Here is a 25,117-nt window from a genome sequence, read left to right on the forward strand (position 1 = left end):
GCCCCAGCGCCGGTCCTGACCACCGCACCGGGTAGCGGTCAGGAGGTCAGGCTGGCGAAGAGCGCCGGCAGCTTCTCCGGGAGCTTCTGGACGTGGTCGATGATGGTGTAGCGGTTGGGCCCGAAGATCCGGGAGACGTAGTCGTCCGCCTCGGGGTCCAGGGTCAGGCAGTAGGTCATGATCCCCTCGCTGCCCAGCTCCTCCACCGCCTTCTTGGTGTCCTGGCGCAGGTACTGCGGGTCGCGGATATCGATATCCGAGGGCTCGCCGTCGGTGACCATGAGCACCAGCTTCTTCTGCTGCGGCTGCTGCTTCAGGTGGTCGGCGGCGTGGCGCAGGGCCCCGCCCATGCGGGTGGACAGACCGCCCTGCATCCCCGCCAGCCGCGACTTCACCTTGTCGTTGAAGCCCTCGCCGAAGTCCTTGTAGCGGTAGTACTGGACGTCGTGGCGGCCGTCGGAGGCGAAGCCGTGGACGGCGAAGGGGTCGCCGATGCCGTCGATGGCCCAGGAGAGCAGGCTGGCCGCCTCCCGGGTGAGGTCGAGCACCGGCCGGTCGGTCCCCGGCAGGGTCTCGTTGGTGGACTCGGACATGTCCAGGAGGACCACCACCGCCAGGTCGCGGGTCTTGCGGATGAGCCGGACGTTCACCCGGGGGTCCGGGGAGTGGCCCATGCGCAGGTCGACCATGGCGTCCACGGCGGCGTTGATGTCGATCTGGTCGCCGTCCTCCTGGTGGCGCTGACGGATCACGCCCTGGGGCTGCAGCGCATCGATGATGTGCTTGAGGCGGGAGGCCACCGGCTTGTAATCGGTGAGGATGCGCTCGATGTCCTCGGGGTCGCCCTTGCCCTGGCGCCGCTCGATGACGCTGACCCAGTCCGGGCGGTGGAGCTGGACCTGGTAGTCCCACTCGGGGTAGTGGAAGGGCTCGGAGACGGGCTCCTTGCCCTCCAGCTCGTTGATGGTGCACGCCTCCTGGTCCAGCCAGAACTGGCCCTCGTAGCGCCAGATCTCCTGGGCGTCGTCACCGGCCAGCTCGCAGTCCAGCTCGTTGACCAGCTCCATGAGATTGACCGTCTTGCGCACCTGCTGCTGGCTGGCCGGCACGTACTCCGACTCGAACCAGTCCCTCTCCTCGCTGACGAAGAGGTAGCGGTTGTCGTCCCGGTAGGGGATGGCCATGGACTCCAGCATCGAGATGGTCGGCATCTCGTGGCCCAGCTCCGTCACCCGGTCGAACAAGCGCAGGCCCAGGTCCCGGCTCATCTGCGGGTCCTGCGGGCGCTCGGCGAAGGCCTCGCGGAAGGCGGCCACCGCCTCGTTCACCCAGGGATCGTCGTCCGGGTAGTCCGGCTCCAGCATAGCGCGGGCGGCGCGTTCCAGGCGGGCGACCACCGGGTCGGTGGCACAGCTCATCTCCACGAGCTTGTCGTGGAAGCCCTGCCAGATGGCGCCCAGCCCCGGGAATTCCCGCAGGGCCAGCGCCTCCACCCGGGCATCCTCGAACAGGCCGACGAAGATCTTCTGGGACGGTGTGAGCTCCTCGGGGTCGATCCGCTCGGTGGTATAGACGATGTGCGCCGCCGCGTGGGCCGCCGCCGCCCGGTAGAGCTGGGTCCCCGGGATGTCGTCGTAGTCGTCGTAGGCATCCGGCAGGTGGATGACCCCCTGCTGGATGAAGGGGCGGAAACCCTCCCGGCTCTCCACGTCGCCGGAGGTGGGGCGCAGGAAGAAGTCGCGCCCCCACAGCGCCCGCAGGTACATGTTCAGGCGGCGCTGGTTGTCCACGAAGAGGACGCCGCGCCGCTCCTTCTGCAGCACGGCCTGGCTGTCCGCGGACTCCAGGGCGAAGTAGGCCTTCATGGCGCCGAAGTCGCGGGCGTGGGCCTCGGCCCCCCACATGGCCCAGCGGCGCAGGCCGCCCAGGGTCAGCTTGGAGAAGAGCTCGTCCAGGTGCTCCAGCATGGGCCGCAGGCCGCGGGTGGCCCGGGCGGAGAGCTTGTGGATGAGCTCCAGGTAGTCCTCCACCAGCCCGGCGTCGCCCAGCCGCCGGGCGGCCGTGGGCATGCTGTCCATGAGCAGGGCGATGACCGCCCCGCTCACCATGGAGGCGAGCTTCATGGCCGCGCTGGCGATGGAGGGGACGACGTCCTCGCCCACCTCCCGCGCCACGGCGGGCATGGATTCCAGGTAGGACTCCACCAGGTCGGTGCCCCGGCCCAGCTCGCACAGGGCGCGCGCACCCTCGAGGTAGTTGGCCAGGCCGCGCGGCGACATGACCCGGGAGGCCTCGGCGTAGCTCGCCTCCAGGGTCTCGCTGACATGGCCGCCAGCCTTGTCCAGGCACTCCCGATAGTCTTCGAGATTGATACTCATGACCGCTTCCGCCCTGTGACTGTGCGTGAGCTTCCCCAGTGGCCGACGCCCGGCGCCGGCCGCGACCGCCTAGAAGTAGGTACTGACGGCGGCGTCCAGGGTGTCGCGCATGTCCGGGTCGTCGGTGATCGGCCGCACCAGGGACATCATGCAGGCCGACCGGGGCTCGACCCCCTTGGCCATGAGGTTGCCGGCGTAGACCAGCAGACGGGTGGAGATCCCCTCGTCCAGGCCGTGGCCCTTGAGGTTCCGGGCGCGGTGGGCGATCTGGACCAGCTTGTCCGCCGCGTCGGGGTCGATGCCGGTCTCGTGGGCGACGATGGCCGACTCGTCCTCGGACTCGGGATAGTCGAAGTCCAGGGCGGCGAAACGCTGTTTGGTGGACTGCTTCAGATCCTTCATCAGGTTCTGGTAGCCCGGGTTGTAGGAGATCACCAGCTGGAAGTCATCGTGGGCCTTCACCACCTCGCCCTTCTTCTCCAGCGGCAGCTCGCGCCGGTGGTCGGTGAGGGAGTGGATGATGACGGTGGTGTCCTGGCGCGCCTCGACCACCTCGTCCAGGTAGCAGATGGCGCCGATGCGTGCGGCCACGGTAAGGGGACCGTCCTGCCAGCGGGTGCCCTCGGCATCCAGCAGGTAGCGCCCCACCAGGTCGGAGGCGGTCATGTCCTCGTTGCAGGCCACGGTAATGAGCGGCCGGCCCAGCTTCCACGCCATGTACTCCACGAAGCGCGACTTGCCGCAGCCCGTGGGGCCCTTGAGCATCATGGGCATGCGCGCCTCGTAGGCCGCCGTGTAGAGCTGGTCCTCGTCGTGGACGACCCGGTAGAAGGGCTCCTCGGTGATCCGGTACTGCTCGGCGTTGGCGTCGGTCATGGTTCCGGCTCCTTGTGACTCGGCCTGCAATGGGAAGACGGGGGAAAGCCCACCGGCTTTCCGCCGGCCTCCCGGGGCGGTGCCCCGAAAGGCCCCGGGCGCCGGAACGGGTCCGGGGCCCGGGGTCGGCGACCCTTACGACATCTTGCCGCGGAAGATCACCATGTTGGCGCCCTGGCTCTGGGCGTAGTTGTCGAAGCCCACCAGGCGCACGTGGTTGTTCGGGTGCTCCTTGTGGCAGGCCTCGGCCTCGGCCAGGATGGCGTCCACGTCGGTCTCACCGAACATGGGCAGCTTCCACATGTACCAGTAGTGGCTGAAGGCGTTCTCCGGCTCGGTGTGCTCGATGGCCGGGTTCCAGCCCTGGTTGACGATGTACTGGACCTGCTTGCGGATCTGGTCCTGAGTCATCTCCGGGAGGTAGGAGAAGGTCTCGAACTTCCGGCTGGCCGGGTCGCTGAGGCTCGACTTGTAGTCCTGCATCTCGCTCATTGTTCAATCCTCGAAATCGGTTGATTCCGGTCGCTGGCGGGGCCGCTCGGGCCCCGCCGGGCGGCCCTTACTTGTGGGAGGAATCGATCTTGTCGACGGTGTCGAACTCGAACTTGATCTCCTTCCACGTCTCCATGGCGATCTTCAGCTCGGGGCTGTGCTTGGCGGCGTTCTGGAGGATCTCCTTGCCTTCCTTCTCCAGCTCGCGACCCTCGTTGCGGGCCTGGACACAGGCCTCGACGGCGACGCGGTTGGCCGCGGCGCCGGCGGCGTTGCCCCAGGGGTGGCCCAGGGTGCCGCCGCCGAACTGCAGGACGGAGTCGTCGCCGAAGATGGAGACCAGCGCCGGCATGTGCCAGACGTGGATGCCGCCGGAGGCGACCGGCAGGGCGCCGGGCATGGCACCCCAGTCCTGGTCGAAGAAGATGCCGCGGCTGCGGTCTTCCTTGACGTAGGAGTCGCGCAACAGGTCGATCCAGCCGAGGGTGGCGTCGCGGTCACCCTCGAGCTTGCCCACCACGGTGCCGGTGTGGAGGTGGTCACCACCGGAGAGCCGCAGGATCTTGGTCAGCACGCGGAAGTGGATACCGTGCTTGGGACTGCGGTCGAGCACCGCGTGCATGGCGCGGTGGATGTGGAGCAGGAGGCCGTTGTCACGGCACCACTGCGCCAGGCCGGTGTTGGCCGTGAAGCCGCCGGTGATGTAGTCGTGCATGATGATGGGCGCGCCGATCTCCTTGGCGAACTCGGCCCGCTTGTACATCTCTTCCGGGGTCGGCGCGGTCACGTTGAGATAGTGACCCTTGCGCTCGCCGGTCTCGGCCTCGGCCTTGTCGATGGCCTCCTTCACGAAGAGGAAGCGATCGCGCCAGCGCATGAAGGGCTGGGAGTTGACGTTCTCGTCGTCCTTGGTGAAGTCGAGACCGCCGCGCAGGCCCTCGTAGCAGGCCCGGCCGTAGTTCTTGGCGGAGAGACCGAGCTTGGGCTTGATGGTGCAGCCGAGCATGGGCCGGCCGTACTTGTCCATCTTGTCGCGCTCGACCTGGATGCCGTGGGGCGGGCCGTTGCAGGTGGTAACGAAGGCCAGCGGGACGCGCACGTCCTCCAGGCGCAGAGCGCGGACGGCCTTGAAGCCGAAGACGTTGCCCACCAGGGAGGTGAAGACGTTGACCACGGAGCCCTCTTCGAAGAGGTCCAGCGGGTAGGCGATGAAGGCGTAGAACGCCTCGTCGTCACCGGGGACGTCCTCGACCTTGTAGGCGCGGCCCTTGTAGTGGTCCAGGTCGGTGAGCAGGTCGGTCCAGACGGTCGTCCAGGTACCGGTGGAGCTCTCGGCGGCCACCGCGGCGGCGGCCTCCTCGCGCGGGACGCCTTCCTGCGGCGTCACCTTGAAGACGGCAAGGAAATCACTCTCCTTGATGTTGTAGTCCGGCTCCCAATAGGTCTCGCGGTAATCCTTGACTCCCGCCTCGTACTTTTTCGCCATGGCTTGGTCGTCCTCCGTTGCTTGGCTGGACACGCGGGCCGGGCCCGCGCGAGGGATTCCGTGGTCGACGACCCCGTCGATCCGGATGCCAATGACCATAGCGGAGTTGCCCCATCAGGAGAACTCAATAATAATGATTGCAGGGATAAGGTAAGACTTATAGGAGTCGACATGCGCCGGGTTACCTTCCGCCAGCTCCGGGTTTTTGACGCCGTTGCCCGCCACCTCTCCTTTACCCGGGCCGCCGAGGAGCTCCACCTCACCCAGCCGGCCGTCTCCATGCAGGTGAAGCAGCTGGAGGATTCCGCCGGCCTGCCGCTGTTCGAGCAGCTGGGGCGTCGAATCCACCTCACCGAGGCCGGCCGCCTGATGCTGGACCACGCCCGCGCCATCGAACAGCAGATGGACGACCTTACCGCGGGGCTCGAGGCCCTCGGCGGGGTTCAGTCGGGCGTGCTGGACGTGGCGGTGGCCTCGACGGCCAACTACTTCGCCACCCGGCTGCTGGCGGAGTTCAACAAGCGCTTCGACGAGGTCACGGTCCGCCTGGAGGTCACCAATCGCGCCGGTCTGCTCAACCAGCTGGCGGAGAACACGCGGGACATGGTCATCATGGGTCAACCGCCGGAGGAGAGCAGCCTGGTGGCCGAGGCCTTCATGGAGAATCCGCTGGTGGTCATCGCCCCGCCGGACCATCCCCTTGCCGGCGAGGGTCCGCTCCCCTTCGAGCGGCTCCGGGAGGAGACCTTCGTCATCCGGGAGCAGGGTTCCGGGACGCGGATCGCCATGGAGCGCCACTTTGCCCGCCACGGGCTGGAGCTCCGCACCGGCATGGAGATGTCCTCCAACGAGGCCATCAAGCAGGCGGTGGAGGCCGGGCTGGGGCTCGGGCTGGTGTCCATCCACACCCTGGGCCTGGAGAGAGAGACCGGGCATCTCACCGTCCTGGACGTGGAGGACTTTCCCATCCTGCGCCACTGGTACCTGGTCTACCGCGAGGGCAAGCGCCTCTCCCCGGCGGCGTCCGCCCTGCGCTCCTTCCTCCTGGAGGAGGCATCGGCCCTTATTGAGCCGGCCTACTCACCGGCACGGACCGTCAACGGCAGCAGGTAGTAGGTGGCGGCCAGGACTGCGCCGCCGAAGAGCAGGATCAGGGGCAGGCGCCAGCCCGACGGCGCAAGCTGGGCGATGACCACGGCGCCGGTGAAGGCCACCGCGGCCACGCCGCCGTAACGGGAGAGCGGTGGCGAGATGGGCGTGCCGCAGTGGCGGCAGTGGTAGGTCTCGGCCCGGCTCATCCCCCGGCCGAAGAGCAGGTCCATGGGGCCGACCCGGCCGTGGCAGTGGGGGCACTGCCGGGGCAGCCGATGGAGCTGGTGGGTAATCCAGTCACGGATCCCGGAGAATCGCATATTCGCAGTCCCGTGCTCGGGCCCCGGTTTTCTTCTCGGCCCGCGTGTCTTCCCTCCTAAGGCGCCGCCCACGCTACCACGAACCCGATTCCCGGGTCTCCAACGCAAAGACCCCCGGCCCCCGCAAGGGGAACCGGGGGTCGACGCCCGGGCCGCCAAGGGCCCGGGAGGGACGAGAGAGTCCCTTACTTGACGCGGGGGTCCAGCTCGCCGGAGTCGTAGCGCGACACCATGTGGATCAGCCGGGTCGGCTTGATCTTGGAGCCGTGGCCGGCAGAGCCGAAGGCCTCGTAGCGGGCCTTGCAGACCTCCTTCATGGCGGCGGTGGACTCCTTCAGGAACTTCCGCGGGTCGAAGTTATCCTTGTTCTCGGCCAGGTGCTTGCGCACCGCGCCGGTGGAGGCCAGGCGCAGGTCGGTGTCGACGTTGACCTTGCGCACGCCGTGCTTGATGCCCTCCTGGATCTCCTTGACCGGGACGCCGTAGGTCTCCGGCATCTCGCCGCCGTACTCGTTGATGATGTCCAGCCACTCCTGCGGGACGGAGGAGGAGCCGTGCATCACCAGGTGGGTATCCGGGATGCGGGCGTGGATCTCCTTGACCCGCTCGATGGCGAGGATGTCGCCCGTCGGGGGACGGGTGAACTTGTAGGCGCCGTGGCTGGTGCCGATGGCGATGGCCAAGGCGTCGGCGCCGGTCTGCTTGACGAAGTCGGCGGCCTCTTCCGGATCGGTGAGGAGCTGGTCGTGGGAGAGGGTGCCCTCGGCGCCGGAGCCGTCCTCTTCACCGGCCTGGCCGGTCTCCAGGGAGCCCAGGCAGCCCAGCTCGCCCTCGACGGAGACGCCGACCGCGTGGGCCATCTCGACGACCTTGCGGGTCACGTCGACGTTGTACTCGTAGGTGGCCGGCGTCTTCATGTCGGGCATGAGGGAGCCGTCCATCATCACCGAGGAGAAGCCGGACTGGATGGAGCGCAGGCAGACACCGGGCTCGGAGCCGTGGTCCTGGTGCATGACCACGGGGACGTCCGGATACTCTTCCAGGGCCGCCTCGATGAGGTGGCGCAGGAAGGGCTCGCCGGCGTACTTACGGGCGCCGGCGGAGCCCTGCATGATCACGGGGCTGTCCACCTCGTGGGCAGCCTGCATGATGGCCTGGATCTGCTCCAGGTTGTTCACGTTGAAGGCTGGCAGGCCGAAGTCGTGCTCGGCCGCATAGTCCAGCAGCTCGCGAAGGGAAATCAGGGCCATGTTGGACCTCCTTGGGCGTTATTGCGATCGAAGCGATTCTGGTGACCGGCCCGGGGCCGGTCAACCGATATTCGACGGGGTCATGCCGAGCCCTCGGCAGGCGGCTCGTGCTCCCCGACCTTGATGATCTTCATGACGTTGGTACCACCGTGGATCCCCATCCGGTCCCCCTTGGTGAGGATCACGTGGTCGCCCTCGCGGACGGCGCCGCGGCGCAGAAGCTCTTCGACGGCCTCGCGATTGACCTGGTCGGCATCGCCCCCGGTGGGCTTGAAGCTCACCGGATAGACGCCCCGGTAAAGGGTCACCTTTCTACGTGTACGCACGTGCGGGGTCAAGGCGTAGATGGGGATGCCCGAACTGATGCGCGACATCCACAGCGGCGTGGAGCCCGACTCGGTGAGCGAGGCGATGGCCGCCACCCGCAGGTGGTTGGCGGCGTACATCGTCGACATGGCGATGGCCTCGTCGATCCGGGTGAACTCGGTGTCCAGCCGGTGCTCGGAGTGGGTCATCCGCCGCTGCTTCTCCGCCTCCTGGGCAATGCGGCCCATGGTGGCGATGACCTTGTCCGGGTACGCGCCGGTGGCGGTCTCGGCGGAGAGCATCACCGCATCGGTACCGTCGAAGACGGCATTGGCGACGTCGAAGACCTCGGCCCGGGTGGGCATGGGTTGGGTGACCATGGTCTCCATCATCTGGGTGGCCGTGATCACCGCCCGGTTGCGCGTCCGCGCCTTCTTGATGAGGTCCTTCTGCACCGGCGGCAGGGCGGCATCGCCGATCTCCACCCCGAGGTCGCCACGAGCGATCATGATGGAATCCGTGGCCTCGATGATCTCGTCGATGGCATCCAGCGCCTCGGCCCGCTCGATCTTGGCGACGATGCCGGTCTGGGTGCCCCCCGCGGCCTCCATGAGGTCGCGCGCCTCCTGGATGTCCGCCGCGGAGCGGGGGAAGGAGACGGCCAGGTAGTCGGCCTCGAAGGAGGCGGCCAGGCGGATGTCCTGGCGATCCTTCTCGGTGAGCGTGGGCGCGGAGAGCCCGCCACCCTGGCGGTTGATCCCCTTGCGATCCGAGAGGGTCCCGCCGACCACCACCTTGCAGTGGATCCGGCGGCCCTCCACCTCCTCCACCCAGAGGACGAGGCGCCCGTCATCCAGCAGGAGGGTGTCGCCGCGGCTGACATCGTCCGGCAGGGCCTTGTAGCCGATGCTCACCGCCTCGCGGGTCCCGGCGTGCTCGTCGAGGTCGGCATCGAGGGTGAAGCGGGTCCCCTCTTCCAGCTCGATGGGGCCGTCCGCGAAGCACTCGATGCGGATCTTGGGCCCCTGGAGGTCGGCGAGGACACCCACCTGGCGGCCGTGGGCCCGGGCGCGATTGCGCACCCGCTCCACCCGCTCGCGGTGCTCGTCGGGTTCACCGTGGGAGAAGTTGATCCGGACCAGATCGACCCCGGCCTCGATGATCCGGTCGATCATCTTGGGGTCGTCGGTGGCCGGACCCAGTGTGGCTACGATCTTGGTTCGTCTGGGCATACGCATGCGCGGTCGAGGGGGTCCGCAGACCCCGGTGACCCTTACGCCTCCTTTGCGCGTTCCTCGAGGATGGCCACGGCCGGCAGGATCTTGCCCTCCAGGAATTCCAGGAAGGCCCCGCCGCCGGTGGAGATGTAGGAGACGCCGTCTTCCACGCCGTACTTGGCCACCGCCGCGAGGGTGTCCCCGCCGCCGGCGATGGAGAAGGCGTCGGAGGCGGCGATGGCCTTGGCCATGGCCTCGGTCCCCTTGCCGAACTGGTCGAACTCGAACACACCCACCGGACCGTTCCAGACGATGGTGCCGGCATCCTTGAGCATGCCGTCGAAGCGGCCGGCGGTCTCCGGGCCGACGTCGAAGATCATGTCGTCATCGGCGACGCCGTCCACCGGCTTCACCTCGGCGGGGGTGCTCTCGGAGAACTCCTTGCCCACGGTGACATCGCTGGGGATCGGGATCTCGCCCCCAGCGGCCCTGGCCTGGTCCATGAGGCGCTTGGCCTCGCCCACCAGGTCCTCCTCGTAGAGGCTCTTGCCGATGTTGTACCCGGCGGCCTTGATGAAGGTGTTGGCGATGCCGCCACCGACGATGAGCTGGTCCACCTTGGTGGAGAGCTGCTCCAGCACGGTGAGCTTGGAGGAGACCTTGGAGCCGGCGACGATGGCCACCATGGGCCGGCGCGGGTTCTCCAGGGCGGCGGCCAGGGAGTCCAGCTCGCGGCCGAGGAGCGGGCCGGCGCAGGCCACCGGGGCGAACTTCGCCACGCCGTGGGTGGAGGCCTGGGCGCGGTGGGCGGTGCCGAAGGCGTCCATCACGAAGACGTCGCACAGCGCCGCGTACTTCTTGGCCAGCGCCTCGTCGTCCTTCTTCTCGCCCGTGTTGTAGCGGACGTTCTCCAGCAGGACCACCTCGCCCTCGCCGACCTGGGGCTCGTTCTCCAGGTAGTCGGGGAGGACGCGGACGGTCTCGCCCAGCAGGCCGGAGAGGTGGTCGGCCACCGGCTGGATGGAGTTCTCCTGGTCCGGCACGCCCTCCTCGGGGCGGCCCAGGTGGGACATGAGCATCACCTTGGCGCCGGCATCCTTGGCGTGGCGGATGGTCTCCAGGGAGGCGCGGATGCGGGTGTCATCCCCCACCTTGCCTTCCTTGATCGGCACGTTCAGGTCCTCGCGGATGAGCACGCGCTTGCCGGCGAGGTCGAGATCGGTCATGCGAATGGTGGCCATGCTAGTAACCTCCTCAATCAGAAAACTCGGGAGCCATTGGCGGGGGCCGCGCACGGCGACCCCGGCCGATGCCCCCCGCGGGGGCGGGGTGGCCCGGAGGCCACCCCCGGAGCGCGCCCTAGTTGCTGGCGGCGTGCTCGGCCATGCGGAGCATGTTGCAGGTGTAGCCGTACTCGTTGTCGTACCAGGCGACGACCTTCACGAAGGTGGGGTCGAGCTGGATGCCGGCACCGGCGTCGAAGACCGACGGGGCGGTGGCGCCACGGAAGTCGGTGGAGACGACCTTGTCGTCGGTGTAGTCGAGGACGCCCTTGAGCTCACCCTGGGAGGCCTCCTTCATCGCCTTGCAGACGGCGTCGTAGTCGGCCTCCTTGTCCAGCTCGGCGGTGAGATCCACCACGGAGACGTCGGAGGTCGGCACGCGGAAGGCCATGCCGGTGAGCTTGCCGTTGAGGTCGGAGAGGACCTTGCCCACCGCCTTGGCGGCACCGGTGGAGGACGGGATGATGTTCTCCAGGATGCCGCGGCCGCCGCGCCAGTCCTTCTGGGAGGGGCCGTCCACGGTCTTCTGGGTGGCGGTGGCGGCGTGCACGGTGGTCATCAGGCCGCGCTTGATGCCGAACTTGTCGTGCAGGACCTTGGCCACCGGCGCCAGGGCGTTGGTGGTGCAGGAGGCGGCGGAGATCATGGTCTGGCCGCTGTAGTCGGTGTGGTTCACGCCGTAGACGAACATGGGGGTGTCGTCCTTGGAGGGCGCGGACATCACGACCTTCTTGGCGCCGGCGTCCAGGTGCTTCTGGGCGGTCTCGGCGGTTAGGAAGAGGCCGGTGGACTCGATGACCAGATCGGCGCCGATGTCGCCCCACTTCAGGGCGGCCGGGTCCTTCTCGGCGGTCAGGCGGATCTTCTTGCCGTCGACCACGAGGTTGTCGCCCTCGACGGAGATCTCGCCGCCGAAGCGGCCGTGGACGGAGTCGTAACGCAGCATGTAGGCCAGATAGTCCGGCTCCAGCAGGTCGTTGACACCGACCACCTCGAGGTTCGGGAAGTCCTTGGCGATGGCACGGAAGACCATGCGGCCGATGCGGCCGAAGCCGTTGATACCAACCTTGATCGTCATTGCTCTCTACTCCTGATGCTGAAGTTTTGCTGGAAATCGGCCCGCGCCGGGCTCATTCCGGCCCGGAGCGGGGAAGCGGCCCTCAGGCCAGCACGGACTTCACGGCCTCGACGACCTTCGGCGTGGTGAGGCCGAAGTACTCGTAGAGGTCGCCGCCCGGGGCGGACTCGCCGAAGGTGTCGATGCCCACCGCCTTGCCGTCCAGGCCGATGTAGCGGGCCCAGTAATCGGTGACACCGGCCTCCACGGAGACCCGGTTGCGGCAGCTCGACGGCAGGACCTTCTCGCGGTAGGCGGCGTCCTGGGCCTCGAAGCGCTCCACGCAGGGCATGGAGACCACGCGCACCTTGCGGTCGGAGAGCTCCTCGGCGGCATTCATGGCGATCTCCACCTCGGAACCGGTGGCGATGATGATGGCCTCGGGGTCACCGTCGCAGTCGCGCAGGATGTAGCCGCCGCGCTGGATGTCGGCCATCTGCTGGCCGTCCCGCGCCATGTGGGGCAGGCCCTGGCGGGAGAGCGCCAGCGCGGAGGGGCCGTCGTTGCGCTCGATGCTGCAGCGCCAGGCGACGGCAGTCTCCACGGCGTCGGCCGGCCGCCACACGTCCAGGTTCGGGATGTGGCGCAGGCTGGCGTGGTGCTCCACCGGCTGGTGGGTGGGGCCGTCCTCGCCCAGACCGATGGAGTCGTGGGTGAAGACGTAGATGACCTTCTGCTTCATGAGCGCCGACATGCGCACGCCGTTGCGGGCGTAGTCGGAGAACATCATGAAGGTGCCGCCGAAGGGCACGAAGCCGCCGTGCAGGGCGACGCCGTTCATGATGGCGGCCATGCCGAACTCGCGGACGCCGTAGTGGATGTAGTTGCCATCCGACACGGTGGCCGTGATGTCCTTGCAGCCCTTCCAGTCGGTGTTGTTGGAGCCGGTGAGGTCGGCGGAGCCGCCCAGGAACTCGGGCAGGGCCTCGGCGTAGCCGGTGATGGCCGCCTGGGAGGCCTTGCGGGTGGCGACCTTCTCGCCCTTCTCGGCGACCTGGTTGATGAAGTCCTCGGCCTTCTTCGCCCAGTCGGCCGGCAGGTCCCCCTTCAGCACCCGGCGCTCGAACTCGGCGGCCAGCTCGGGGTTGGCCTTGCGGTAGGCCTCGAACTTCTCCTCCCAGTGCTTGCGCGCCTCGGCGCCCTTGGCCCTGGCATCCCAGCCGCTGTAGATGTCGTCCGGGATCTCGAAGGGGCCGTGCTCCCAGCCGATGTTCTTGCGCGTCTCGGCGATCTCGTCGTCGCCCAGCGGGGCGCCGTGGCAGTCGTGGCTGCCGCAGAGGTTGGGGGCGCCGAAGCCGATGACGGTCTTGGTGCAGATGAGGGTCGGCTTGTCGTTCACCGAGCGGGCCTCGCCGATGGCCTTCTTGATGGCCTCGGCGTCGTGGCCGTCCACGCCGCGGATGACGTGCCAGCCGTAGGCCTCGAAGCGGCCCGGGGTGTCGTCGGTGAACCAGCCCTCGGTGTGGCCGTCGATGGAGATGCCGTTGTCGTCCCAGAAGGCCACCAGCTTGCCCAGGCCCCAGGTACCGGCCAGGGCGCAGGCCTCGTGGGAGACGCCCTCCATGAGGCAGCCGTCACCCAGGAAGCAGTAGGTGTAGTGGTCGACGATGTGGTGCTCGGGGGTGTTGAACTGCCCCTCCAGCACCTTCTCCGCCAGCGCCATGCCCACGGCGTTGGAGATGCCCTGGCCCAGCGGGCCGGTGGTGGTCTCGATACCGGCGGTATAGCCCACCTCGGGGTGGCCCGGGGTCTGGGAGTGGAGCTGGCGGAACTTCTTGATCTCCTCCATGGGCAGGTCGTAGCCCGTGAGGTGGAGGAGGGAGTAGATCAGCATGGAGCCGTGGCCGTTGGAGAGCACGAAGCGGTCACGGTCGGCCCAGGACGGGTTGGCCGGATCGTGGTCCATGAAGTCGTTCCAGAGGACCTCGGCGATGTCGGCCATCCCCATGGGAGCGCCGGGGTGGCCCGACTTGGCCTTCTGCACCGCGTCCATGGAGAGGGCGCGGACGGCGTTGGCTAGATCTCTGCGGGTCGGCATGTGGCTTCTCCTGCAAGCTTGGTCAAAGGGGTCGCACTCACGCGGGCGCCCTGCTCGGGGCAGCTACCACGACTTCACCCAACCTCTTGAACCAGTTAATGAATTCGGAACCGGGCGCCGGTCCGGGCAGGCGCCCCCTGGGGATTTTTGAGCCGGCAATTCTCCCCTATTGGCGCGGTGATGGCAATAAAGCCCCCCGCGCCCGCATCAACGCCCCTCCTCTCGGCGCACCCCGGCCTCGATGAGTGCCCGCCGCAGCTCCGCCGCCGCCGGCTCGGCCTGCTCCAGGATGGCCTCCACGCGGTGGAAGTGGAGCAGCCGGATGCCGCTGACATCCGGCCGGATGAGGATATCGGGCTCGGCCACCCGCATGCGGGCGGCAATGAGGGCCTGCTGCATGACCTCGAAGGACTTGAACAGGAGGTCACTCCAGCCCACCCCGTCCCCCGTTACCTCGCGACTGCCGGAGACATCCACCGCCACCACCACGTCGTGCCGCCCCAGGAGCCGATCGTAGGGAAGCGGATTCGAGGTACCGCCATCGATGAGAAGGCGGCCGTCCCGGCGCACCGGGGGGAAGAGCCCGGGCACGGCCATGCTCGCCCCCACCGCCTCGAAGAGATCGCCCTCGTCCAGGATCACGGTCTCGCCGGTGGCGTAGTCGGTAGCAACAATCTCCAGGGGGATGGCCAGCTCGTCGAAGGTGCGCGCCTCCACCTTGCCCTTGAGGAATTCCAGGAAGCCGCGGGACTCGATCACCCCGCCGTCGCCACCGCCGATCTCCAGGAAGTCCGCCAGGGTCAGGTCCCCGCCCGGGCGCATGAGCCGGGAGAGGGCATCCAGCTCGGAGCCGCCGAACTCGGCGAAGAGGGCGCGGATCTCCTCGGCGGAGAGGCCGGCGGCGTAGAGGACGCCGATGACCGCACCGATGCTGGTGCCGACGATGCGGTCCGGCTTGTGGCCGAGTTCGTCGAAGACCGCCAGCATACGGATGTGGGCCAGGCCGCCGGCCCCGCCGGAGCCCAGGGCAAGACCCACCGAGGGCGGCGGCTCCTGCCCCGCCGCCTGGGTGGGGGACGCCGGCAACCAAAGGGCGGCGAACAGGAACAGGGCGATGAGCATCCGCATGGCGTGCCTCCGGGCAAGTTCCCGCAGCAAGAGTCCGGCCATTCTCCGCCCGCTCCGATGAGGCGGCAAGACGGACTGGTCCGGGACGGGGCCGTTGTGGTTGACTACCCGCCCCTGGCCGACCCGGCCCCCATCCACCCGACCAAGCGGACCGCGCCATGAACAACGCCGACCTCATCCGCCGCGACCTCGACGTGCTGTGGCATCCCTGCACCCAGATGAAGGACCACGAGACCAATCCGCCGGTCCCCATCAAGCGGGGGAAGGGGGTCTGGCTGGAGGACTATGACGGCCGTGAGTTCATCGACGCCGTGAGCTCCTGGTGGGTGAACCTCTTCGGCCACGCCAATCCGCGCATCAACGCCCGTATCCGGGAGCAGATGGAGCAGCTGGAGCACGTCATCCTCGCCGGCTTCTCCCACGAGCCGGTGGTGGAGCTCTCCGAGCGGCTGGTGGACCTCGCCCCGGAGGGGCTCACCCGCGCCTTCTACGCCGACAACGGCTCCTCGGCCATCGAGGTGGCGCTGAAGATGAGCTTCCACTACTGGCTCAATCGCGGCCAGTCGCAGAAGACCCGCTTCGTGGCGCTCACCGGTTCCTATCACGGCGAGACCCTGGGGGCGCTGTCGGTGGGCCACGTGCCCCTCTACCGGGAGACCTACGGCCCGCTGCTGCTGGAGGCCATCCACGCCCCCTCCCCCGACTGCTACCACCGCGAGCCGGGGGAGGACTGCGCCGAATACGCCGAGCGCCAGTTCGCCGAGATGGAGCGGATCCTGGCGGAGAACGCCGACGAGGTCTGCGCCGTGGTGGTGGAGCCGCTGGTGCAGTGCGTGGGCGGCATGCGCATGCACGACCCGGTCTACCTCGAACGCCTGCGCGAGGCCTGCGACCGCTACGGCATCCACCTCATCGCCGACGAGATTGCCGTGGGCTTCGGCCGCACCGGGACCATGTTCGCCTGCGAGCAGGCCGGGATCACCCCCGACTTCATGTGCCTCTCCAAGGGTCTCACCGCCGGCTACCTGCCCCTGGCGGCGACCCTGACCACCGAGGAGGTCTACTGCGCCTTCTACGACGACTTCAACAACCTCACCGCCTTCCTCCACAGCCACAGCTTCACCGGCAACCCCCTGGGCTGTGCCGCCGCCCTGGCGACCCTGGACATCTTCGCCGAGGACGAGGTCATCGAGTCCAATCGGCGCAAGGCCGAGGTCATGGGCGAGGCCATGGCTCCCCTCAACGACCACCCGAAGGTCGCCGAGGTCCGCCAGACCGGCATGATCCTCGCCGCCGAGATGAGCCCCGACCCGGCCAACCGCACCGCCTACCCCTGGCAGGAGCGCCGTGGCCTCCACGTCTACCGCCACGGGCTGGAGAACCGCGCCCTGCTGCGGCCCCTGGGGAACGTCGTCTACCTCATGCCGCCCTACGTGATCAGCGAGGAGGAGATCCACCACCTGGCGAGAGTGGCCACCGAGGGCATCGACATCGCCACCCGGGACTGAGGCCGTGCCCACCCCGCGCATCCACGTCCCCGGCCCTCTGGCACCGGGGGCCGAGATCGACCTCCCCGAGGGGGCGGTGCGCCACCTGGGCCGGGTCCTGCGCCTGCGCCCCGGGGCGGCCGTCATCCTCTTTGACGGCCGCGGCGGCGAATACCCCGCCACCCTCACCGCCCTGGACAAGCGCGCCGGTGCCGCCCGGGTGGAGGCCTTCGACGAGGGGGAGCGGGAATCCCCCCTGGCCCTGGAGCTGGTCCAGGGGGTGGCCAAGGGCGAGCGCATGGACTTCGCCATCCAGAAGGCGGTGGAGCTGGGGGCAGCGCGGATCGTCCCGGTCCTCACCGAGCGCGGGGTGGTGAAGCTCGACGCCGAGCGCGCCGCCTCCCGCCAGCGCCACTGGGAGGGGGTCATCGCCAGCGCCTGCGAGCAGAGCGGGCGCAACCGTCTACCGGAACTCGCCCCCATCCAGCCCCTGCGGGAGTGGCTCGCCGAGCCCCGGACCGGCGCGGTCCTCGACCCCGAGGGGGGTACCGGCATCGGCGAGCTCGCCCGGCCCGCCGGCCCCTTCGCCCTGCTGGTGGGCCCCGAGGGCGGCCTCACCGACGACGAGATCGCCGCCGCCGCCGACGCCGGCCTCGCCCGGCTGCGCCTGGGCCCGCGGGTCCTGCGCACCGAGACCGCCCCCCTGGCCGCGCTGGCCGCCCTGCAGACCGTCTGGGGTGACCTGGGCTGACTCAGCCCCCGGCGTGGAGGTCGGTCAGGCCGTCCCGGATCCAGTCGATATCCGGGAGGGCATAGCACTCCTCCTGCCCGTACAGCCACCGCGCCACGGCCGCCCCGTCCCCCGCCTCATCGGTGAGCGGGGTCTCCGGGCCCACCGCCAGCTGGCGCGGGATCCGCTGCATGACCACGCCGAAGGCGCCGGGCTCGGCGCGCTGGTCCAGGGTATGGAGGACCGCCACCCGCAGCCGCCGCTCGAGCACCGGCACGCCCTGCCCCATGAGCGGTTCCAGCCCCACCAGATCCCGGGGGCGGCCCTGCCACTGGAAGGTGCCCAGGTACCAGGGCGGCCCGGCCGAGGCCGGCTGCAGGGTGGCGAAGGGGAGGATCTCGGCCACCACCGCCCCCGGCACCAGGAGCTGGCCGCCCTGGAAGGGGAGGATCAAGCAGTGGACGGTGGGATCAGTCGTCGCCATGGGCGGCCTCCGCCAGGGTGGTCAGCAGCTCCTCCTCCTGCCACGGCTTGCCCAGGTAGGCGCTCACGCCCAGGGCCTCGGCGCGCTGGCGGTGCTTGTCGCCGGAACGCGAGGTAATCATCACCACCGGCGGCCCGCCATCGGCCCGCTCGCGCAGCCGACCCAGCAGTTCGAAACCGTCCATGCGCGGCATCTCGATGTCCAGCAGGACCACCGCCGGCGGCTCCTCCTCCACCGCCTCCAGCGCCTCCACGCCGTCCCTGGCACTGGCCACCCGCCAGCCGTGGCGGTCCAGCAGGCGGCCGGTTACCCGCCGGACGGTGATGGAGTCGTCCACCACCAGCGCCAGGGGGCGGACGTCCCGCGCTGCCTCGCGCGGGACCGCCTCGAGTTCCCGCAGATCCAGCAACGGTGCTACCCGGCCATCGTCGAGCACCGTCGCCCCGGTGACGCCGGGCAGCGCCGCCACCTGGGGACCACCGGCGCGCACCACTACCTCGCCCTGCCCTTCCAGGGCCTCGGCGACCACCGCCAGCGGCGGGTCATCCTCCACGCGGACCAGCGTCACCCGCTCCCCGGGAGATTGCGGTCGCGGCAGCCCTACCAGGTCATCGAGGTGGCGGAGTATCCGGCGCTCGCCGGACCAGTCCAGCCCCTGACCGGCGGCCTCGGCCTGGGCCACCCGCTCCGCGGGGAGCTGACCGACGCCACCGACGTCGGCCATGGGGACGGCGTAGACGTGGTCGCCGGCCCGCAGAAACAGCACACGCTGCAGGGCGATATCCAGGCTCAACCGGAGGCGGAAGCGGGTCCCCGTGCCCGGCGTACTGGTCACTTCCAGGGAGCCGCCGAGCTGTTTTACCTCGGAATTCACCGCATCCAGGCCGACCCCCCGCCCGGCATCCTGGTCCAGATTCTGGCGAGTCGTCAGCCCCGACTCCAGAATGAGCCGGGCCGCGCGGGCCGGCGTCACCGCCTCGTCCGGCCCGATCTCGCCCCGTTCCCGGGCGGCCTCCGCCACCGCCTCCGGATCCAGTCCGGCGCCATCGTCACTCACCGTGAGCCGCAGCTCCGACCCCTCGCGGCTGATGGCCAGATCGATACGCCCGGTCTCCGCCTTGCCGGCGGCGAGGCGTGCCTCCGGCGCCTCGATGCCGTGGATGACGGCGTTGCGCAGCAGGTGTTCCAGGGGCCCTACCAGCCGGCCCAGGAGGGAGCGGTCCAGGGCGAGGTCACCACCCGCCACGCTCAGCTCCACCTGGCGCTCCCCGGCCGTGGCCTGGCGCTGGACCAGATGCCGGAGCTGGGGCACCCGGCTGGAGAAGGGGACCACTCGGGCCCGGGCCAGCCCCTCCCGCACCGACTGCTCCGCCCGTCGTTGCCGGGTCTCGTCCGCCTCGGCGTGGCGCAGCGCCTCCCCAAGGCTGGCGCGCAGGGCCTCCAGATCGCTCAGGGACTCGCCCAGACCGCGGCTGAGGGTCTGCAGATTGGAGAAGCGGTCCATCTCCAGGGGATCGAAGTCGCTGCTGGCCGATCCCAGCTCCTCGCGCCGGGCCTGGATCTGCGCCTCGGTCTCCATATCCAGACGCCGGATCTGCTCACGCACGCGCTCGATGACGCGATCCACCTCCTCCAGACCGCCTCGCCAGCGACCCAGGTGCTGCCGCAGCCGCGCGCCCTGGGCGCCGACCTCGCTGGCCGCGGCGGACAATCGCTCCAGCTCCGCCGCGGGGAGGCGCACCCGCTGGCCCGCGTCACCGGCCCCGCCGGTGCCGTGTCCGGCGTCATCGCGGACCGCTGCCGCCACCTCGCCCCCGGCGAGCCGCTGGGTCCGGTCCACCAGATCCGGGGCGGCGGGGTTCTCGCCCTGCTGCAGGGCGGCGAACATCGCCTCGAAACGTCCGATGACCGCCCGCAGGTGCGGCCCTCCGGCCTCGGCCTGGGGGATTTCACCCCGGTCCAGGGCCCCGGTGAGAGTCTCCGCGGCATGGGCCAGTTCGCCCACGCCATCCGCCCCCGCGGTGCGCGCACTGCCCTTGAGGGTGTGCAGAGTCCGCTGCAGGGCTCCGTAGTCGACCTCTCCGGCGGGATCCTGCTCCAGCGCCCGGACTTCCCTGGCCAGGGCTTCCAGCTGCTCCTCGCCCTCCTCCAGAAAGACGGCGACGAGTTCCGGATCCGGCGCCGTACTGGCGGGGAGCGCCAGCTCGGCCAGCCGCGCCTCCAGGGACTCGATGCCGGCCAGCTCCGGGTCGGGATGGGGGAGCGTCCGCGCCGACTCTTCCACGCGCCGGGCCGTCTCCTCCAGCAGCGGCGGCAAGCCCGGCGGGGCCTCCTGCCCGCGGTACTCGGCCACCACCGGCTCCAGCTGCTGGAGGAAGGTCGCCACCGCCACCAGTCCCACCAGCCGGGCATTGCCGCGCAGGGTATGGAGGCCTCGCTCCAGCTCCGGGATCGGGGCAGGGTCCGCTGGGTCCTCCCGCAGCCGGCGGGCAGCCCCGCGCAAGGTCTCCAGATGACCGACCAGTTCACGCCGGAAGGTCGCCACCAGCTCTTCGTCCACACTGGGCTCGACGCCCGCCGCCGCCCCGACCTCGGGAGGAGAGGGCGGCGCCTCTTCCGATTCCGATTCGGATTCGGATTCGGAGTCGATGTCCCGATCCGGGGCGGCGGAAGCCGTGCCCTCGCCCTCCCCGGGAGCCGTGACCACCTCACCCTCGGCGGCCCTGCGGGCCCGCTCCATGAGATCGCACAGCGCCTCGTCCAGCTCGGCCTCACCGCGTTCCACTCGCGCCATCGCCGCCGGAAGATGGCTGGTAGCGGCCGCCACCAGCGAGCGGTGGACCGGTGCCACCTCCTGCTTCCCGGAGAGAAGCCGATTGAGAAGATCCTCGAAATACCAGGCGAACTCGGCCACCGACTCGACGCCAGCCACCCGTCCACTCCCCTTGAGGGTATGGAAGGCGCGCCGGACCTCGCTCAGGGCCCTCCCGTCGTGAAGGTCGCGCTCCCAGGCGGCCAGCTGCTCCTCCAGCTGGGTGATAATGCCGGTAAACTCCTCCCGGAAGATGGCCGCCAGCTCCGGGTCCGGGCCGGTGCCGTCGGACCCGGCTGGCCCGTCTCCGACAGGGTCGGGCTCCACAGCGGCGTCGCTCTCTTCAAGCTCGGGCGTCGTCTCCGGCGCGGCCGGCAGCATCGGCGCAAGGGCGGCCACGTAACGCCGGCCCGCGGCGGGATCCGCTGCCTCCCCGGCGGCCCGGGCCAGGAGCGCCGCCTCCAGCCAGGCCGCTACCTCGGCCGCGGCGGCTCGCGCTTCTTCCGTCAGCACCGCTCCGGCCGCCCGGGCGAGGATCGCGGCCGCCTCCGACTCCGCTTCCCAGCCCGGCAGGCGCAGACCGGCCCCCAGCGCTGCCAGCTCCGCCGCATCGGCCTCCGCCTCGGTGGCCAGGGCCTCGCCGGCGTCGGCAGCCACCGCGACCCCCTCCTCGGCGAGCTGGGTCAGGGGGGCCTTGCCGCCACCGGACACCGGCTCGCGGCTCTCGCCGTCCACGGCGGCCAGGGCCTCGCCCTCCTCGCTCCCGGCCAGGACCTGTTCCGCTGCCACCAGCAGGTTGGCCAGGGCCGGGGGATCCGAGGCGCCCTCCTGACGCAGGCGCCGCCCCAGCTCCGGCGCCCCGCGCAGCTGGAAGGTCGCGGCGATGCGGGGAAGGGGCGCTATGATCGTCGCCCAGTCGCCACCACCGGCGTGGTAGGCCTCCAGTCCCTCCCTCAGGGCGGTGAGCTCCCGCTCCAGCAGGGTCCGGACCTCCCGGGCCGGGGAGACCGACTCCGTGGACCGGGGCGATATCCGGGCCAGGACAGCGGCCAGCAGATCCAGCGGAGGGGTTCCGGCCACGCCCTGGAGCCGCTGCCCCAGATAGCGCTCCAGCCGTCCCAGCAGGGGCGGCTCCAGGGCCTGGGTGGCAGCGGCCTCCGCCGCCAGCTGAAAGAGGTGGCGATGGGCGGTCTCCGGTGGCTCCGCCGCGGCAACGCGGACCAGGAGGTCGGGCAGGCGCCGCCGCGCCCGCGCCTCCCCCTTGAGCCAGCGCACCATCAGGGCCTGGAGCGCCTGGCGCAGGCGGGCGCGGTCTTCGTCCCCCGGTACGAGGGGCCGGATCCGGGCGGACTCCGCCACCAGGCCCAGGCTGGCGGCGGCCAGGTCCTCCACCACCGCGCCCGGGAGCGCCTCGCTCCCCGGCTCGCTCCCGGCGGGAAGGAGTCGCCAGGCATCGGCCAGCCCCCGGGCGATGAGGGCCGCCCGGTGGGCCCCGCCGAATTCGGCGACCCCGGCCACCGTCTCCAGGCGCCGGTCCAGATCCGGCGGAGCCTCCTCCTCGCCGGCCGTCCAGGCGGCCAGGGACTCCTGCAGCTCGCCGAACTCGGCGGCCAGCTGGGCCTGCAGGCCCGTCTCCGCTGCGCGCAGGGTCTCCCCGCTCAATGCGCGCCCTCCTGCTCCGGCAGCTTGAAGCCGGAAACGGACCGCCGGAGGTACTGCACCCGCTCCGCCAGCAGGCCGATGGCCTCGGCGGTCTCATCGGTACCCCGGGAGGTCTCCAGGGCCGATTCCTGCACCGACCCCATGCGAGTGGCGAGGCCGTTGGCGATCCGGGTATGGCTGTTCACCGACTGGGAGATGCCCTCGACCAGGCCGGAGAGCTGGTGGGAGACCTGTTCGATGTGGGTCAGGGCATCCCCGGCCTCCTGGGCCAGTCCGGCACCCCGCAGGACCTCGGAGGTGGAGCGCTCCATGGAGCTCACCGCCTCGGCCGTGTCGGCCTGAATGGTCTTCACCAGCCCCTCGATCTGGCGAGTGGCATCGGCGGAGCGTTCCGCCAGCTGCTGGACCTCGTCGGCCACCACGGCGAAGCCGCGCCCCTGCTCACCAGCGGCCGCCGCCTGGATGGCGGCGTTCAGCGCCAGGATATTGGTCTGCTCGGCGATGTCGTTGATGAGCTCGACGATGTCGCCGATCTCCTGGGAGCTCTCCCCCAACCGCTTGATCCGCTTGGAGGTCTCCTGGATCTGCTCGCGCCCGCTGTCCATCGCCTGGATGGTGCTGCGCACGGCATCCCCGCCGGTGCCGGCCAGGTCCACGGAGGCGCGCGCCTGTTCCGCTACCTGCTCGGCGTTGTCGGTGACCTCCTGGAAGGAGTCGGAAAGGCGCTGGATCTCCTCGCTGGCGGCGCTCACCTCTTCCGCCTCGCGGCTGGAGGCGGCAGCCATCTCCCGGGAGCGCGACTGCGACTCCTGGGCGGAGGCGGAGACCTGCTCGGTGGTTTCATTGATGGCGCGGACCAGGGAGCGCAGGGCATCCACGGTGTAGTTCACCGAGTCGGCGATGGCACCGGTGATGTCCTCGGTGACGGTGGCGTTGACGGTGAGGTCGCCGTCGGCAAGGTCGCCCATCTCGTCCAGCAGGCGCAGGATGGCCTCCTGGTTGCGCCGGTTCTGTTCCTCCGACTGCTGCTGTTCCGCCCGGGCAGCAGCGATGCGCGCCTGACCCTCCTTGCGCAGCCGCCAGCCGGCGGCCAGCAGCAGGAGCACCGCCACCAGGCCGGCGGCGTCCCCGCCGGCGGAGAGCAGACGGCGCTCCTCGCCCAGCGCGTCCAGGTTCGCCTGCAGTCCCTCCAGCGCCCGGCCCAGCTCCGCACCGGCCCGATCCACCCGGGCACGGGCGACGAAGGCGTTCCGCAGGATGGAGGTGCGATCGGCCAGGGCCTCGGCGCCGCTGGATACCCGCCGGGCGTCGGCAAGCATCCCCTCCAGAAGCTCGGTACCCACCACATCGCTGGCCGGCAGGATCCCCCGGCCGGGATCCCCCTCGACCAGGCCCTCCACTCCCTCGAGCAGCCGCACGGAACCCTGGCGCAGCTCCCCGGCATCCCCCGGATCGACCTCGCCGCCATTCACGAACGGGCCTGCCAGTTGCCGCAGCCGCTGGGCGCGCTGGATCTCGCTGCCGACCACGCGCACCTGGTCGACCGGGCCGCCCGCGGCGACACGCGCCTCGGCCACCCGCCCCAGATCCTCGATAAGGCCCGCCAGCAACCCGTCCAGCTCGTCGGCCCGGGAGCGGGCAGCCAGTACCGCCTGCCGCGAATCCAGCAGGGTGCTGGCGGCCTCCCTCACCGGCCCCCAGGCCTGGCTGACACCGGCGACCGCCGACTCCATCTGGCGCGTGACGCGGTCACTGCCCTCCTGCATGCGGGCCAGGGCCTCGCGGAACCGGTTGCGCTGGGTGGCCAGCTGGCGCAGGGCCTCGGCATCCCCCTCCACGGCGCGATCGGCCAGGTAACGCAGGCGCTCCGCGGACAGGCGCATATCGGCCACGTGGGCGAGATAGGTATCTTCCTGCTGGTTGCGTACTGCGACGTAGCCGTAGATCCCCACCATGGCCGTCAGGGCCAGGACCATGCCCACGAAGTAGGCAACGAGGACGGGGCTGAGGCTCGGCCGGCCCGGTCGGGCGCTGAACCACTTCTTCATGCATCCTCCTTGATGGTTCCGCCGGCCTCCAGAAAGGCCGGGTCCTCCAGCAATGCCGACAGGGCGATCTGGTTCCAGACGGTCTCGTCATCGGCCCACGCCACCTCCTGGAAGTGCGCGGCGCGGCCCGGAAGCTCGGCCGGCTTGCGGCACTGCTCCTCTTCGAAGGCGCGGATGCCGACCACATCATCCACGCGCAGGGCGGTGGCCACCGCTCCCCGTCGGAGGACCAGCAGGTCCCCCCCTTCCGGCGCCGGTTCCCCCCACAGCCATGCCCCGAGATCCACCAGGGTCAGCAGCTCCCCGCGGCGATTGACCAGGCCGATGAACCACTGCGCAGCGCCGGGGAGCGGCGTCCACGGCAGGGCCGGGGAGATCTCGTCCACCGCCGCAAGATCGACCAGGAGGTCGTGGCCGCCAAGGCGGAAGGCGACGCCGCGCCGACCACTCCGGGCCGCCCGGGATGCCTGCAAGGCCTCGCGGTGGGCCTGGCCGCGCTGCTCCAGGGCGGACAGTCGTTCCAGGATCCCGGCCTCAGCCATCTTCCAGCACGCCCGCCAGGGCCTGCGCCAGGGCCGCCGGCTCCACCGGCTTGTTGAGGTATTCCCGCGCTCCCTGGCGCAGGCCCCAGACACGGTCGGTAGCCTGGTCCTTGGTGGTCACCAGGATGATGGGCACCCCCCCGGTCTCGGGGTCGCGGTTGAGCTCCCGGGTGGCCTGGAAGCCGTTGAGGCCGGGCATGACCACGTCCATGAGCACGGCGTCGGGCGGCGCCCGGCGGACGAAGGCGATGCCGTCCTCGCCGTTGGCGACCACGCTGGCCTCGTGGCCCAGCGCCTCCACCTCCCGGCGGAGGTGCTGGGCTTCGGTGGCGGAGTCCTCGACGATGAGAATGTGGGCCATGGGCATCT

At 70.1% G+C, this 25,117-nt stretch carries 19 protein-coding genes; 3 read left to right on the plus strand and 16 right to left on the minus strand.

Features of this window, described 5'->3' with window-relative positions; translation table 11 throughout:
- Positions 1–38 precede the first annotated feature (38 nt).
- The 4 genes from BM272_RS08255 to BM272_RS08270 all read right to left on the minus strand — a co-directional run bounded on the left by BM272_RS08255 (position 39) and on the right by BM272_RS08270 (position 5,232).
- Positions 39–2,378 carry a nitric oxide reductase activation protein NorD gene (locus tag BM272_RS08255; protein WP_093428311.1) on the minus strand — a complete coding sequence of 780 codons (2,340 nt, stop codon included), beginning with the start codon at positions 2,376–2,378 and terminating at the stop codon, positions 39–41.
- A gap of 69 nt (positions 2,379–2,447) precedes the next feature.
- Complete coding sequence (locus BM272_RS08260) at positions 2,448–3,254, minus strand: CbbQ/NirQ/NorQ/GpvN family protein (protein ID WP_093428312.1); 807 nt, start codon at positions 3,252–3,254, stop codon at positions 2,448–2,450.
- A 135-nt stretch (positions 3,255–3,389) separates the two neighbouring features.
- Complete coding sequence (locus BM272_RS08265; protein ID WP_093428313.1) at positions 3,390–3,746, minus strand: ribulose bisphosphate carboxylase small subunit; 357 nt, start codon at positions 3,744–3,746, stop codon at positions 3,390–3,392.
- Between the two features lie 67 nt (positions 3,747–3,813).
- Complete coding sequence (locus BM272_RS08270) at positions 3,814–5,232, minus strand: form I ribulose bisphosphate carboxylase large subunit (RefSeq protein WP_093428314.1); 1,419 nt, start codon at positions 5,230–5,232, stop codon at positions 3,814–3,816.
- Positions 5,233–5,403: 171 nt separating this feature from the next.
- Here BM272_RS08270 and BM272_RS08275 point away from each other — a divergent pair, with 171 nt between their 5' ends.
- Complete coding sequence (locus BM272_RS08275) at positions 5,404–6,345, plus strand: LysR family transcriptional regulator (RefSeq protein ID WP_093428315.1); 942 nt, start codon at positions 5,404–5,406, stop codon at positions 6,343–6,345.
- Here the strand turns inward: BM272_RS08275 and BM272_RS08280 are convergent.
- The 7 genes from BM272_RS08280 to BM272_RS08310 all read right to left on the minus strand — a co-directional run bounded on the left by BM272_RS08280 (position 6,309) and on the right by BM272_RS08310 (position 14,983).
- Entirely contained in the window at positions 6,309–6,644 is a 336-nt protein-coding gene (locus BM272_RS08280) for an A24 family peptidase (protein WP_093428316.1), read from the minus strand. The two genes, BM272_RS08275 and BM272_RS08280, sit on opposite strands and share 37 nt — an antisense overlap.
- A 185-nt stretch (positions 6,645–6,829) precedes the next feature.
- A complete protein-coding gene (gene fba / locus BM272_RS08285; RefSeq protein ID WP_093428317.1) occupies positions 6,830–7,894 on the minus strand; it encodes a class II fructose-bisphosphate aldolase in 1,065 nt (354 codons plus the stop codon).
- A gap of 80 nt (positions 7,895–7,974) precedes the next feature.
- Entirely contained in the window at positions 7,975–9,432 is a 1,458-nt protein-coding gene (gene pyk / locus BM272_RS08290; RefSeq protein ID WP_093428318.1) for a pyruvate kinase, read from the minus strand.
- Positions 9,433–9,473: 41 nt separating this feature from the next.
- Complete coding sequence (locus BM272_RS08295) at positions 9,474–10,658, minus strand: phosphoglycerate kinase (RefSeq protein ID WP_093428319.1); 1,185 nt, start codon at positions 10,656–10,658, stop codon at positions 9,474–9,476.
- Between the two features lie 118 nt (positions 10,659–10,776).
- Positions 10,777–11,778 carry a type I glyceraldehyde-3-phosphate dehydrogenase gene (gap, locus tag BM272_RS08300; RefSeq protein WP_093428320.1) on the minus strand — a complete coding sequence of 334 codons (1,002 nt, stop codon included), beginning with the start codon at positions 11,776–11,778 and terminating at the stop codon, positions 10,777–10,779.
- 82 nt (positions 11,779–11,860) lie between these two features.
- Positions 11,861–13,855 (minus strand): transketolase, encoded by a 1,995-nt coding sequence (gene tkt, locus BM272_RS08305; RefSeq protein WP_093428321.1) that lies wholly within the window; start codon positions 13,853–13,855, stop codon positions 11,861–11,863.
- 207 nt (positions 13,856–14,062) lie between these two features.
- Entirely contained in the window at positions 14,063–14,983 is a 921-nt protein-coding gene (locus BM272_RS08310) for a patatin-like phospholipase family protein (RefSeq protein WP_093428322.1), read from the minus strand.
- Positions 14,984–15,141: 158 nt separating this feature from the next.
- Between BM272_RS08310 and BM272_RS08315 the strand changes: the two genes are divergently transcribed.
- Both BM272_RS08315 and BM272_RS08320 read left to right on the plus strand, forming a co-directional pair.
- A complete protein-coding gene (locus tag BM272_RS08315) occupies positions 15,142–16,491 on the plus strand; it encodes an adenosylmethionine--8-amino-7-oxononanoate transaminase (RefSeq protein WP_093428323.1) in 1,350 nt (449 codons plus the stop codon).
- A 4-nt stretch (positions 16,492–16,495) separates the two neighbouring features.
- Positions 16,496–17,221 carry a 16S rRNA (uracil(1498)-N(3))-methyltransferase gene (locus tag BM272_RS08320; RefSeq protein WP_093428324.1) on the plus strand — a complete coding sequence of 242 codons (726 nt, stop codon included), beginning with the start codon at positions 16,496–16,498 and terminating at the stop codon, positions 17,219–17,221.
- A 1-nt stretch (position 17,222) separates the two neighbouring features.
- Here BM272_RS08320 and BM272_RS08325 read toward each other — a convergent pair whose 3' ends face one another.
- From BM272_RS08325 to BM272_RS08345, 5 genes are read right to left on the minus strand one after another with little or no spacing between them, the layout of a single operon-like run.
- On the minus strand, positions 17,223–17,684 hold the full coding sequence (locus tag BM272_RS08325; RefSeq protein WP_093428325.1) for a chemotaxis protein CheW: 462 nt from the start codon (positions 17,682–17,684) through the stop codon (positions 17,223–17,225).
- Positions 17,671–22,158 (minus strand): hybrid sensor histidine kinase/response regulator, encoded by a 4,488-nt coding sequence (locus BM272_RS08330; RefSeq protein ID WP_093428326.1) that lies wholly within the window; start codon positions 22,156–22,158, stop codon positions 17,671–17,673. The genes BM272_RS08325 and BM272_RS08330 overlap by 14 nt, the downstream gene beginning before the upstream one ends.
- Positions 22,155–24,206, minus strand: a complete 2,052-nt coding sequence (locus BM272_RS08335; protein WP_093428327.1) for a methyl-accepting chemotaxis protein — start codon at positions 24,204–24,206, stop codon at positions 22,155–22,157. Before BM272_RS08335 ends, BM272_RS08330 begins: the two co-directional genes overlap by 4 nt.
- Positions 24,203–24,748 (minus strand): chemotaxis protein CheW, encoded by a 546-nt coding sequence (locus tag BM272_RS08340; RefSeq protein ID WP_093428328.1) that lies wholly within the window; start codon positions 24,746–24,748, stop codon positions 24,203–24,205. The genes BM272_RS08335 and BM272_RS08340 overlap by 4 nt, the downstream gene beginning before the upstream one ends.
- Positions 24,741–25,109, minus strand: coding sequence for a response regulator (locus BM272_RS08345; RefSeq protein ID WP_093428329.1), 369 nt, complete (start codon positions 25,107–25,109; stop codon positions 24,741–24,743). Before BM272_RS08345 ends, BM272_RS08340 begins: the two co-directional genes overlap by 8 nt.
- Positions 25,110–25,117: the final 8 nt, after the last annotated feature.

This window comes from Thiohalospira halophila DSM 15071 (genome assembly GCF_900112605.1).
GTDB lineage: Bacteria > Pseudomonadota > Gammaproteobacteria > Thiohalospirales > Thiohalospiraceae > Thiohalospira > Thiohalospira halophila.